9 protein-coding genes are annotated in these 13,812 nt (G+C 28.0%); 5 read left to right on the forward strand and 4 right to left on the reverse strand.

The features are described from left to right. Positions 1-59: 59 nt before the first annotated feature. The 4 genes from mnmE to serS all read right to left on the reverse strand — a co-directional run bounded on the left by mnmE (position 60) and on the right by serS (position 6,145). Positions 60-1,418 carry a tRNA uridine-5-carboxymethylaminomethyl(34) synthesis GTPase MnmE gene (gene mnmE, locus MENTO_RS00070; protein WP_099650878.1) on the reverse strand — a complete coding sequence of 453 codons (1,359 nt, stop codon included), beginning with the start codon at positions 1,416-1,418 and terminating at the stop codon, positions 60-62. Positions 1,419-1,490: 72 nt separating this feature from the next. Beyond that, positions 1,491-3,107, reverse strand: coding sequence for a YfcC family protein (locus MENTO_RS00075; protein ID WP_099650879.1), 1,617 nt, complete (start codon positions 3,105-3,107; stop codon positions 1,491-1,493). 78 nt (positions 3,108-3,185) lie between these two features. Further along, the gene (locus tag MENTO_RS00080) at positions 3,186-4,778 is read right to left on the reverse strand and encodes an APC family permease (RefSeq protein ID WP_099650880.1); all 1,593 of its coding nucleotides are present in this window, start codon (positions 4,776-4,778) and stop codon (positions 3,186-3,188) included. A 98-nt stretch (positions 4,779-4,876) separates the two neighbouring features. Continuing rightward, entirely contained in the window at positions 4,877-6,145 is a 1,269-nt protein-coding gene (gene serS, locus MENTO_RS00085; protein WP_099650881.1) for a serine--tRNA ligase, read from the reverse strand. 148 nt (positions 6,146-6,293) lie between these two features. Between serS and MENTO_RS00090 the strand changes: the two genes are divergently transcribed. The 5 genes from MENTO_RS00090 to MENTO_RS00110 all read left to right on the forward strand — a co-directional run bounded on the left by MENTO_RS00090 (position 6,294) and on the right by MENTO_RS00110 (position 13,811). Then, positions 6,294-7,157, forward strand: coding sequence for an Hsp33 family molecular chaperone HslO (locus MENTO_RS00090; protein WP_099650882.1), 864 nt, complete (start codon positions 6,294-6,296; stop codon positions 7,155-7,157). A 1,102-nt stretch (positions 7,158-8,259) separates the two neighbouring features. Next, on the forward strand, positions 8,260-9,126 hold the full coding sequence (locus MENTO_RS03975) for an ABC transporter ATP-binding protein (RefSeq protein ID WP_407657520.1): 867 nt from the start codon (positions 8,260-8,262) through the stop codon (positions 9,124-9,126). 91 nt (positions 9,127-9,217) lie between these two features. Continuing rightward, positions 9,218-11,428 carry a type 2 periplasmic-binding domain-containing protein gene (locus MENTO_RS00100; RefSeq protein ID WP_099650884.1) on the forward strand — a complete coding sequence of 737 codons (2,211 nt, stop codon included), beginning with the start codon at positions 9,218-9,220 and terminating at the stop codon, positions 11,426-11,428. Positions 11,429-11,604: 176 nt separating this feature from the next. Next, complete coding sequence (locus MENTO_RS00105) at positions 11,605-13,224, forward strand: hypothetical protein (RefSeq protein WP_099650885.1); 1,620 nt, start codon at positions 11,605-11,607, stop codon at positions 13,222-13,224. Continuing rightward, complete coding sequence (locus MENTO_RS00110; RefSeq protein WP_157769387.1) at positions 13,188-13,811, forward strand: hypothetical protein; 624 nt, start codon at positions 13,188-13,190, stop codon at positions 13,809-13,811. The genes MENTO_RS00105 and MENTO_RS00110 overlap by 37 nt, the downstream gene beginning before the upstream one ends. The last annotated feature ends 1 nt before the right edge of the window (position 13,812 follow it).

Genomic DNA, 13,812 nt, shown 5'->3' on the forward strand with positions numbered 1-13,812 from the left:
TTATTTTTTTCTGACTGATTTCTTTTTTATGGCAAGTTTATTTTTAATAAACCTCTTTTTTATTTACCTAAACAATATTTTTTAAAAATATTATCAATTATTTCTTCATCATATTGTTCACCAATTAATTGATTTAAATAATCTCATGCTTCATGAAGATCAACATTGACAATATCAATTGGCATTCCATCAGTGATTGCTCTTAGTGATCTATCTAGTCTGTCCTTAACTTGCTCAACAAGTGAAATTTGTTCAAGATTAATAAGTATTAAAGAATCATTTTTTATTAATTCTTCATTTATGTGCATTTCCTCAATTCTTTTAATTAAGTTATCAATGTCGTTATTGATTGCACTGGTGTAAACATAATTTGTTTGTTCTTTATTAATTTTATTTTTTTCTTCCTCGCTAATAAATTCACTTTTATTAAAAACCAAAATATGGTTTTTACCTTTCAACTTATCAAAAATCATTTTATTTTCTTTGTCATTAATTGCTTTATAATCGATTACAAATAAAATTAATTCTGCATCATCAATCATTTTTAATGACTTTTCAATTCCAAGACCCTCTACAATATCAGCTGTTTCTCTAATACCTGCAGTATCAATTAAATTTAAGCTAATATTTTCTAAATTAATGTCTCCAGTAACTATATCTCTAGTTGTTCCATGTATATCTGTAACTATTGCTTTATCTTCATTTAGTAATGCATTCAATAAAGAAGATTTACCAACGTTAGTTTTACCAACAATTGCTGTCTTAATACCATTGGTATTTTTTAAAGCCATTTTTGATCTTTTTAATAAGTTATTAACTTCTTCATTTATGTCTGATAAGGCTTTTGTTAATTCAGAAATACTGCTGCCCTCAACATCATCATAATCAGGATAGTCAATTGAAACTTGGATTCTAGAAATAATATCTAAAAGATTCCCTTTCAAGTTAATAATGCTTTGATTATGAGCACCACTCATATTGTTAACACCAATTTTTAAAGCTAATTCATTCTTAGCAAAGATTAAGTCATTAATTCCTTCTGCTTGAATTAAATCTATTTTATTATTTAAGAATGCTCTTTGGCTAAATTCACCTTTGTTAGCCATTCTTGCACCACTCTTGATAATTAAATTGATTATTCTCTGAGTGTTTAAAATACCCCCATGACAAGCGATTTCAACAACGTTTTCACCAGTAAAGCTTGCAGGAGAAACAAATGAAGTTAAAACAACTTCATCAACCAACTCTTGACCATCAAACATTTTTCTAACTCAAACATTTTTTTCTTCTTTAATTTTTGTTTTTAATAATTTATTAATAATGTTAAAACTGTCATCACCACTAATTCTGATTAAAGAAATAGCTTGTGTTGATATATTAGTTGTTGGTGCTACTATAGTTTGATTTAAATTGTTCATGTAGATCTCCTGTCTTTATTACTTATTATACTATTTTAACAATAAAAAAAGATTCCGAAGAATCTAATTGAATTAAGCAATATTACCACCAATAGCTCCACCAATTGAAATCATAACTATTGATAAGATAAGTAATATTGTTAGTATAGGTCACATTAGTTTAATAAATTTAGGATAATCTATTTTTGCAATCCCCATAGCAGCCATTATAATACCTGAGGTAGGAGTAAATAAATTAATAAACCCATTAGCCATAACAAATGCAGTAACAGACCCACTAGCTAGCACCTCAGGATCTTTTGTAATGATACCACCAGTTGATGCAAGCAATGGAAAAATTGCTTTTGCGAATCCTGAAGTAGAAGGAATAAATAATGATAGTGGAATAAATAATATAAATAGTACTATCAGAATTCCAATAGAAGAATTAATCCCACCAATTGAACTAGCTAAGCCAGATACAACTAATTGTTGTATTAATGATTTTTCCAGTGATCATCCAATCCCACCAGCAACAGCGATAACTAGACAAACACCAAATAAATCTTTGGCACCTATCATGAATTGATCTAAGAATCCATCTTCTCCAAGTCCGTTAACAAAACCAAGAACTATTGCAGAGACTAAAAACATTGCAGAAACAACAATAAATCCACCATTTCCAAATCCTTCTGCTTGACTTGATAAGTAAGGTAGGTTTTCTTTTATTCATAAATCAAATTTATAAAAAGGTCCTCATGTACTTTCATCCAATTTATCATTTTTAAATCCTAAAATGCTATCTCAACCGATCATATAAAAAATCATTAATATAAAAGTTAAAGCAAAAATCGTTAATGTTAATTTTCTTTTTCAGTTCATTTCAATTTTATCTGCAGCTTCACTTAAAAAAAATTTTTTATCTTCTTCCAAAGTTTTAAAAACAATTGATTTTTGTGGATTCAGTTTAACTTTTCAAGAATATCACATAACGAATGATATAGCAGTAAAAGTCATAATAAATCAAGAAATAAGCCTTCAAACTAAACCATCACCAACAGATGTTTCTATTCCTGAATTTTGCTGTTGAATTGTGTCTACTGCAATTCCAACAGCAAAAGGGTTAACTGTTGAGTTCATAACCCCAACTCCAGCTCCAAGTAAAACTATCATAAATCCAGTTAGTTTATCAAAACCAGCAGCCATCATAAGTGGAATACAAATCATATAAAACCCTAAAGACTCTTCTGCCATTCCTTCTGTACTACCGATAATCGAAAAGAAAATCATTAATGGAATAATTGCTCATATTTCTTTTCCTTTTAAAGCTGTTGTTATATTTTGTGAAAAACCTTCAAGAGCTTTAGAGCAAATAACTATATTTAAAAAACCACCAAGCGCAACTAAGAATACAATTATTTCAGCGCCATTAACAAATCCATTAATAGGTGCTAAAAATAAATCAAATATACCAAGCGCAACAATTTTTTCGTCATGAGCTGGAATTTTATTTCCAAGCTCATCGTTTGCTTCACTAATATGTACTGTTGTACCACTTCACTTTAGAATTCAACTTATGAAAATGATGAATGCAATAATTAATAAAAGAATAGTAAAAGCCGAAAGCATTTTAAATTGTTTTTTTTCTTGCTCATTTGGAACACTTTTGTTTTTTCTAAAAAGATTTTTTATTTTAAAATCATTTTTCATTTTTTATCCTTTCTCGTTAATAAGTAAAAAGATTATATAAAAAAAGAGCATCAAAGTGCTCATTAATCATTCATTGTGTTACTTTTTGTTAAAAATTTTTTGTTTTAAAGCTTTAATATCAGCAACAATACTTAAATTATCTTCAACTTTAACATCTGGGTTAATTTCACCATCTCAACCATCAACATAAGGATCTTTTTTAAATTTATATTCCTGAATTAAAAAGACTACTACATTAATAGTAAGTGAAATAACTAAGATAATTAAGAATCACATTCCTGAACTAGTTATTTTTCAATTCCCTTCTGCAATATTTTTTGGCTCTCATATAAAAGCAAATATTCCAAAGAAAATAAAAATAGTCATAAAGAAAGATGAAATAATTCCACAAATCATAAATAGTTTTGTTTGTTCAACTTTAACTTTCTTTGTAAATCTGTTTACAACACCAGCGATCATAACTGCCAATACCATTATAAAGACAAGCGCGCTTGTCCCTGAAGAAAATCAATTAATATAATCAGCTGGTTTATTTAACAATGCTTCTATTGAAACTACTTTTCCAGAACCTGCAACTGAAGACAATCCATCTCAGCCTTCTCTTGTTGTGCAAATACCTATAGTTATTAAGAAAGTATAAGCAACCATAAAAATAAACAATTGGATTATTCCAGCTTCTTTGTAAGACATACTTCTTTTTTTTGTATAAATAGTTTTGTTGTTAGCATCAGAAGCTAAATCAACAATAGCAATATCAACAAATATGCTTGAACCTAATAGACAAATAGTCATTAAAATTAAGTTTGAAATAATTCTAGCAGCATTACTATCTTTTCCACCTAACATTTTTTCAAATAGCTTAACAATTGAACCGTCTGGTGAACCCATAAATAATGAGAGTGCCATTAATACATAAAATATTGCAACAAATATCATTCCAGCAAATAATGCTTTTGGAACAACATCTTTGTGTGTAGCTGTTTTCTGTGCATTAGCAATATAAACATATCCATCAAATGCAAATAATATACCACCAAATCCACCTAAGAAAAGTAAAGGAGATCAACCATATTTATTATGATCTGTAGGTCACATAGCGCTTGTCCCACCAGTTTTATCAATTAAAATAAAACCTGCAATAAATGCTATTAGTAGAGGTAAAAATTTTATTAAAATCCCAATTATTTGTATTCTTCTATTAATGAATCTTTTATAAATAGATAAAATCGTACAAGTTATAAATATACTAAATCCAACTAATAAATAAATAATTAATTGTTGATAAGGTGTAATTGGAGCACCAATAGCTAAAAGCAGATAGTTAACAGCACCAGCAACAAATACGCTTTGTGTACTAGGAATATAAACTCATCCATACATAATTGAAAAAAATGATGCTGTTTTTCTATTGATAAATATTTTTGCTCAATTACCTAATGTACCATTTCCAAAATGTTTTGTTGAAGAAGAAATCTCAATAAAAACAATCATTGACATAATACATACAACTCCAACAAATGATCAAAGAATTAAAGCAATAATTGGGTTGTTTGTTTGATCTAATAATTCACTGTTTTTCATATATATACCAGAACCAATTACAGTTCCAATAACCATTACAAAAAGAGTTAAAAATTCAAACGTTTTAGTTTTAGTTTTTTTGATGTTCATTTTTTTAACCTTTCTACTTGATTATGTGTTTAAAAATAATTGTAAAGGAAAAAAACAAAAAGTGAAAAAACAAAATAAAAAACGCAGTTAAGCGATTTTTATTTTATGAATTCTTGATTCCCAAAGTAGGGCTTAAGTACTGTCGGAATAATTAATTTTTCACCGTCTCAATAATTCTCTAAAATTGCTGCAATTAATCTGTCAATAGCAACTCCAGAACCATTTAATGTATGAACTAATTTTACTTCCCCATTTGCGTCACGATATCTTGTTTGCATATTTCTAGCTTGGAAATCTGTACAGTTTGAACAACTTGAAATTTCACGATATTTATTTTGCTCAGGAAATCAAACTTCTAAATCATAAGTTTTTGTTGAACTAAACCCAACATCTCCTGTACATAATTCAACTACACGGTATGGTAAATTAAATAATTGAAGAACAGCCTCTGCATCTTTAACCATTGTTTGTAACTCAATTTCACTTGATTCTTGATCAGTTAGTTTAACTAATTCAACCTTATTAAATTGGTGTAGTCTAATTAAACCTTTTGTATCTCTACCAGCACTACCTGCTTCTTGTCTAAAACATTGAGAATATGTTGTATAGTGAATTGGCAATTGATTTGCATCTAAGATTTCACCAGCATGTAAATTAGTTAATGGAACTTCACCTGTTGGAATTAAGTATTGATCATTTGCTGTGATATACGCGTCTTCCTTAAATTTAGGTAATTGTCCTGTTCCATACATTGCCTGTGGATTAACAAGAAGAGGAACAGTAATTTCCTTGTAGCCTTTGCTTGTATGTAAGTCTAAAATAACATTTGCTAGACTTCTAACTAACTTAGATCCTAAACCAGTATAAACAACAAATCTTGAACCGCTTAGTTTAGGTCCTGCTTCAAAATCAACTAATTTTAGTTTGTCAGCAATATCTCAGTGAGCTGTATCATGGTTTTTAACAAATTCATTTCCTCAAACTCTTACTTCGACATTATCATTGTCGTCATTACCAACAGGCATATCATCATTAGGGATGTTAGGAATGTTTTGTAATTTAATTGTTAATTCTTCTTGAACTTCTTTTAATTTTTCATCAAGTGTATCAATTTTTGTATTAATAGATGCTACATCATTTTTAATTTTGTTAGCTTCTTCAACTTGCTTGTTTCTCATTAATTCACCAACTTGTTTTGATAAATTATTTTTATTTGCTTTTAAATTTTCAACTTCCTTTAAAATTGATTTTCTTTGAATATTTAATTCAACAGCTTCATCAAGAATCAATGTGTACTCACCGCTTCTTTTATTTAGTTGTTCTTTAACTTTAACTAAATTACTTTCAATAAAATTTATGTCTAACATTTTTCCTCCAAGTTCACTTAAGTGATTACTATATAAAATTATAATACAAATTCATATATAAAAAATCTATTCTTGTCGTAGAGAAAACATAATTGTTTATTTATTAAAGAAATAATGTAAAATTTAAAAATGTATAGGAGATAACAAAATGGATTTACAAATAAGAGCAATAAGCCATAAACATAATGCAAAAATAGCAATAGTTGATATTAGTGAAAGTATGAGAGAAATTTGTAATTTGCAACAAACAAACCCCTTTATAAGTATTGCTTTATCAAAATTTACTGTTGGTAATACATTGATTTCATTAGATAATAAAGAGCTTGCAAAAATTAATTCTAATTACATTTCAAATAATGGAGCAGTTAAAAAAATGATTGCAGAATTTCAAAACAATAAAGTTAGAGCATATGCTCAAGTTAAAGATTTTGAAATCAAAGAATATATACCACGATTAAGTAATAACCCTGTTTTTGCAACAGTAGGAACACAAGGACAGCTTTTAAATAGTAGAGACATGGGTTTAAAAGAACCTTATGTTTCAACAATAAACACAGATTCACCTAATATGGATCATATTTGAATGGATTTTTTAAGAGATAGTAATCAGGTTGGTTCACTTTTAACAAGTGATGTAAAATTAGATGACGATTTAAAAGTACAAAAAGTTGTTGGAATATTAATTCAATTACTACCAGAACACACACAAGAAGATATTGAATTATTGGAATCAAAATTGGGAAACACTAACTTTATATGTGAGATTTTAATGAAATCAACAAATTATTATGAAGTAATTAAAGAAATTTTTGAAGATGCAACAATTTTAGAAAGTAAAGAAATTATTTTTGAATGTACATGCAACGACAAAAAGATATTAGATTCAGTTAAATTACTAGGTAAAGACGACATTGAAGAGTTAATAAAAAACAAGGAAGATGTTCAAGTTATTTGTGATTTTTGTAACAAAGAATATATTGTTAAAAATGAAGAACTTAAAGATTTAATTTAATAAAAGCAAAAGGTAAAGTTAATTTATTAGACCAAAATCTTTTTGTTTTTTTCTATTAATGATAAAATCATAAAGATATTGTTTTAACATTTTAAAATTTTTAAGGAAAGAAAAGGAATAGATAATGGCAAATAATAAAAAAAATGCTAGCTCTAATACTTGATCAAAAGCAGAAAATACAAAAACTGTTAATACGCAAAAAGCAACTCAAGTTAAAGCTGAAGCTGCATACAACAAAGAAATAGTTGATAAATACAAACAAGCTATAAATTCAACAAATAATTCTTCAAATAAAAAAGTTGCTCCAAAAAAAGTTGCAGAGACTAAAGTTGAAGAAGTTAAAGTTGCTGAAGCAAATCCAGTAGATAAAAAAGAAGCAACTAAAAAACCTACTCCAAAAAAAGTTGCAGAACATAAAGTCGCTCCAAAAGCAGAAAAAACTTTAAGTAAAAAAGAAGAAAAATTAATTGAAAAGTTAAACAAAAAAGAAATAATTAAACAAAAATTAGCTGAAGATAAAAAGTCTAAAAAAGAAAATAAAAAACAAGCTAAATTAATTTATAAAGAACAAATACAATTGGAAAAAGAAAGAGTTCTTTTAGAAAAACAAGCAAATGAATTGAAAATTAAACAAGAAACTGAAGCTGAAGCAAAAAGATTAGCTTTAGAAAATGAAAAAGCAGAAAAATTAGCTAACGCTCAAAAAGAAGCTGAAGCAAAAAGAATAGCAGCTGAACAAGTTAAGGCTGAAAAAGCAGCTAAAAAAGCAGAACAAGCTGAAGCAAAAAGAATAGCTTTAGAAAATGAAAAAGCAGAAAAACTAGCCAAAGCAGAAAAATTAATTAATGACAAAAAAATTGCTGACGAAGCAAAAAGATTAGCTGCTGTAAAAGCTGAACAAGAAAAACAGGCTGAAGCTAAAAAAGTATCTTCAAAAAAAGAAAAAGTAGAAGCTGAAAAATCACCAGAACAAAAACCAGAAGTTGACGAAACTAAAGTTTTATCAAAAAAAGATAAAAAATTTAAAGAAGCAAATACAGTTGAAGTTAAAGAGGCTGAAGTTTTTGAAGTAACAGCTGAATCAGAAGCTAAACGAGAATTTATTGAATTAGAACCTAAAATTAACTTTGATAAAGGTGTTAAAGGTTTAAAACAAAAAAATAAATACCAAAAACAATTAACAAACAAATATTCTAAAGAAATTTTAAGTGAGGGAGCAATTGTAACAACAACAAATTGTCATCCTAACACATTAGAACACATCATAGAATTAAAAGATGTTAAAAAATCTTATATTACAGGAGATTTAGAAACACCTATTTTAAAAGGCATTGATGTTAAACTAGATAAAGGTGATTTCATTGTCATTTTAGGGCCATCTGGATCAGGAAAAACAACTTTTTTAAATGTTATTTCAGGTTTAGATAAAGCTACCGAAGGTGATGTATTTATTTTAGGTTCAAACTTATCACTATTAAAAGATTCACACTTAACAAAATTCAGAAGAAGAAACGTTGGATTTATTTTTCAACAATACAACCTTTTAACAAACCTAACTTCTAAAGAAAATGCTGAAGTTGGTCAAAACCTTGCAAACAAAAATAAGCAAGGTATGAGCATTGAAGAAATTTTTGAAACAATTGGAATGAAAGAACAAATGAATAAATATCCTCACCAAATGTCAGGGGGTCAACAACAAAGGGTTTCTATCGCAAGAGCATTAGCTAAAAACCCAGAAATTTTATTTGCTGATGAACCAACAGGTGCATTGGATGAAGAAATGGGACGTAAAGTTTTAGAAATTTTAGTAAAAGTTAACCGCGAACAAAAAACAACAGTTGTTGTTGTTACTCATAACCCTAACATTGCGAAAATTGCTAATACAGTAATTCACATTAAAAATGGATTAATTGATAGTTTAGAGAAAAACTCAAAACCAGCAGATCCGAAAACTATTGAGTGATCATAGAAAATGAACCTATAGTGGTTCTTTTTTTTGTATTTCTTTAGAAAAACATTTACAATTAAAATAATACAAAGTAAAAAGGGTTAAGAATAAAATGAAAAAACTATTATTGATACTATCTTCTTTATTAATTATTGGAACAACAAGTATGAGTGTTGTTTCATGTGGAATAAAGCCAGAAAAAGATGTTGTTTTTGCTATCATTGGAGGTGCTACTCAATCTTCTGGTGATTTAGAAAAAGTAAGTGCTTATCAAGAAATGGCTGATGATTATAATGAGATTCATAGAAATGAACAAGATTTTGTGCCAGTAAAAGTTCAATGAAAAAATTCTAATTATTTAAATAATTCAATTATGGTAGGTGATAACTTACCTGATTTATATATTTCATATGTTGATGCTGCATCAACATATTTAGGAACAAAAATTGGAAATCAAGTCAGAGATATGGAAGTATCCATGGGTGAAAAAGGTTTTCAAAAATTCACAGAAGATTTAATAACACCAGCATTTATTAATGAAGGTAAATATCAAGATAAACAAATAGTTTTACCTTTTGGAAAATCATTTGATATATCAGTAATTAATGTCAATACTTGAATACAGTTTGTTTCACACGTTGAAGGTTATACAGAAGCTGCTAAAAATCTTCAAAAAAAATTTAATCAATTCAATAAATCAAAAAGAAATTTAGAATTAGGTGGAGATACAGAATCTTCTAACAATCAAATTTTTAGCAATAAATTAGTAATAAAAGATAGTTCATTTGCCAATTACGGAATTACATCAGCTGATTATAATAATTTGAAAATAATAATAGATACATGTCTCAAAACGGCCGGAGTTTCTGCTCAATCTGAATCTGATTTTAGTGAATCAAATGGAGATGTACAAAAGGCTATTAAGGATGTATTTGCAACAACAAATAACGTGTTATTAATAACTAAATTTATGAATGCAATAGTGCAAGAAGGTTTAATTGAGGTAAAAATTCAAAATAGAGATTCAGTTACATTTGAAGGCAAGACGTTAAGCAAGGAAGAAATGGATGTATTAAATAATGAAAATGCAGATAACAGATTAGATTACACACAAAAAACAAACTTTGGCTTTGGAATTGATTCAGTTGATAACAAATTTTTTATGGATTATGCATCGTCGAATATAGATGGCAAAGAGTTAATAGATGTTGAAGATCCTAATAATGATTTTTGGTATAATTCAACGTACAAATCAAATCAAACAAAAATACAATTTAATACTAAATCATCTAGCTTTTTGGAAACAGCAGAATATTTAGACGGAATGAAAGAAATAGCAAAATCAAATAATAACACAGATGCAGCAACTTTTTCAGAACAGTGAAATGGAGTTTTTTCAGTAGCCAGATATGATTCTCCTGTTATAAAATCATGAATAACTAGTGACTTTATAAAAGGCACTATGTTTATGGGCTCAGCATCTTCTGCCAATGATCCATATTTTGCGCAACAACAAAAAAGAGTTGGTGATAAAGTTAAAATAAATGGAAAAGATGAAATAGTAACAACATATTTTTCTCCTAATAAAAAAGCAGATCTTTTAACAGCACCAAAAACTAATAAAAATAATACCAACAGACATGTTTTCATGTCTCAGGGAAGAGGTATTGCTGGTTTTAAATCCAATGGGCCTAACGCAGCACAAAAAGAAAAGTCAGTAACAGGATTTTTAAATTATATTATGCAGCCTAAACCAACAGCAAGATTTGCTTTAAGAACTAGTTATGTTCCGGCTACTAAATCAGGAATGGAGATTTATAAAAATTATGTTAATGGAAGTTATAACAACTTAACAGGAATTGTGCCAGAAGGAAGAGAAAATTTAGTTGAAGCAGTAAAAATTATTGAAAAAAGACCAAATGATGTAATAACAGATGATGATATTAATGAATATTTCTATCAAGTAAAAAATTCAAAAGGTAAGCCCGATCCTAAGGTTACTGTTAGTCCAGTTATGACAGGCTTCATAAAAGAATATCTAGAACCAAAGATAGAATCTGAAATCAAACAACTTAATAGTAGCGATGATGTAACTTTACTTGTTTCATCAAAAGCTTTACCGTCAACAGATCTTATCAGAACAGCATTAAAAAATTCAATAGATCCAAATAATGGAGTTATGGATTTAAAAAATTGGAAGGATATTAAATTTTCTGAAATACTTGATAAGTTCACTAACAGAAAACAATATTATTTGGTTGAAAAATGAATATTGACTAATGAATCTGAGTTTTTTAAAGACATAAAAGTAACCAGAAAATAATTTAAATAATCATAACATAATAAAAATTAATATATCATTTTTTTTGATATATATGTAAAAGATATTTATAATATAATATTTTTGCTAATAAGAGAGAGTTTTCTTTTGGACTATAGCAAACCTGTAGGAACTAAAGAAAATATAAAATTTTTAAAACGCTAAAGAAGGAAATTAAAATGAAAAAACTATTATTAACTTTGTCATCGACATTAATATTGGCTACAACAGGTATGAGTGTTGTATCTTGTACAGTTAAGCCGGAAAAAGAAGTTATATTATTGCTACCTGGAGAATCAATTGGTAGTGGTTCTACATATATTCAAGATGCATATAGAGAAATAGCAAATCAATTTAATAAGGACCATGAAAATGATGAAAATTTTGTTCCTGTAAAAGTTGTTTGAAAACCTTCAGGTACAATTCAATCAGCAATTTTATCAGGTGACAATCTTCCTGATTTATATGTTTCATATCCTGACCAAGCAGCTTTATATAAAAGTACAAAGCTAGCAAATAAAACAAGAGACATGAAAGTTTCTATGATTGGTAATGATCAAGATAAAAAAGGCATAGATGCATGAAATAACTTTAATGATGATTTAATTTCCCCGTCTTTCTTAAAAGAAGGGCAATATAACAATGAACAACTTGTTCTTCCTTTTGGAAAATCATTTGATGTTTCTGTAATTAACGTTAACTTGTTTATAGATTATCTAAGTATTTACGACGAAAACGCAGCAGAAACTATTAAAAGCAATTATGAAGATTATAATAAAAATAATAGAGCAGCCTTAACAAATTCAAAAGGTAAAGTTTCTGATATCAGTTTTTTTAATAAAAGTCTATCTAGAAAAATTTTAGAAATTACTCCTGAAACTACAAGAAATGAAGGGCCAGCAAAATGAGCGAAAGACTTAGCTGGTAAAACTGATGTAGATTTAATAAGTGGAATAAGAGAAATTTTTAAGGATATTGATAAAGTTTTAAAAATTACATCTGATTATAATAAATTGGATCAATATGTTAAAACTCATCCAAATCAAAATGCAATAGATGTGAAAATTAAAGATGCGACATGAAAAGAAAAAACAACAGATAATCCTAAATCTGGAAGTGTTGTTGTCCAAGGTAATAAATCAATTAATAAAAATTATGCATTTGCTATTGATAGTTTAGCTAATAAATTTTTGATGGATTATTCTGCAAAAACAGGTAATGAAATAATCAACACAACTGATAAAGATAATAATTTTTTCTATTCAGTTGAGTATGCTAAGCAATCAGCTCAACTTATTTTAAACAATGAATGAGAAGGATCTGAGAATACACTTAAATATCTTGATGGTATGTGAGATATAGCTTATGCAAATAAAAATTGAAAAAACTCTTCTGTTTTTACTGAACAATGAGATGGGGTTTTTGCAACAAGTGTTTCAGAACCTAAAAAAATATATACAAGCACATATTTTGCAAATGGTACTACATTTATGGCAGCAGGATCTTCAGCAGGATCATATAACTTTACAAAAAATTCTTATATAAATGATCAAAAGCCTAATGAATGAGGAATAAATGCAGATAAAAATATTGATATAACATATAGTGGAGTTAAAAATGCAGATATTATAACTGCGCCTTCAACTTCGGGAGTTGGAACAGGAAATGCATTTATGTCTCAAGGACCAGGAATTGCTGGTTCAAATCGAACGGGCCAAATGCAGCAGAAAAAGAAAAAACAGTTACACAGTTTTTACAATATATGGTTCAACCACAAGTTTCAGCTAAATTTGGATTAAGAACAAACTATATGCCAACTTCTAAAAAAGGGATGGCTGTATATCAAAATTATGTTAATGGAACATTTAATAACAGTACAGCTTTTAAGAATAAAGATCGATATTATGATGATAAATTGATTAATAACGAATCAATTCAATTAGCGACTAAAGGCATTTTGCATATTAATCAAACTGCAACAAAAGAACAAGTTATGTCAGTATTTCAACCTTTAAGTGTTGGAACAGGAAAAGATGAAAAAGCTGATTCAAGAGCAAGTGTTAACTCGGTTAATGCAGGATTGATTGATGATTACTTAATGCCCAAGACATTAAAGCGTGATCTTGAAGATTTAAGTTCGAAAACTTTATTAGTTTCTTCAACTCCAAATCCGCTTGGCCAAGAAGTAAGATCAGCAATTGATAAGTCAACAGTTGGTAGAGGAACAGTTACTGACTTAAGTCAAAAGACAAATAGAAAATTTAAGGACCTTGTTTCTAATGAGGGAAGAAGAGGTCATTATTATAGCATTGGTTACTGAATAAACAAAAACTCAGGAACAGATATGTTTAAACAAATAGATATATCAATGAAAAAGAAAAAATAGG

It is taken from the genome of Mesoplasma entomophilum (assembly GCF_002804125.1).
In the GTDB taxonomy this organism is placed as follows: domain Bacteria; phylum Bacillota_I; class Bacilli_A; order Mycoplasmatales; family Mycoplasmataceae; genus Mesoplasma; species Mesoplasma entomophilum.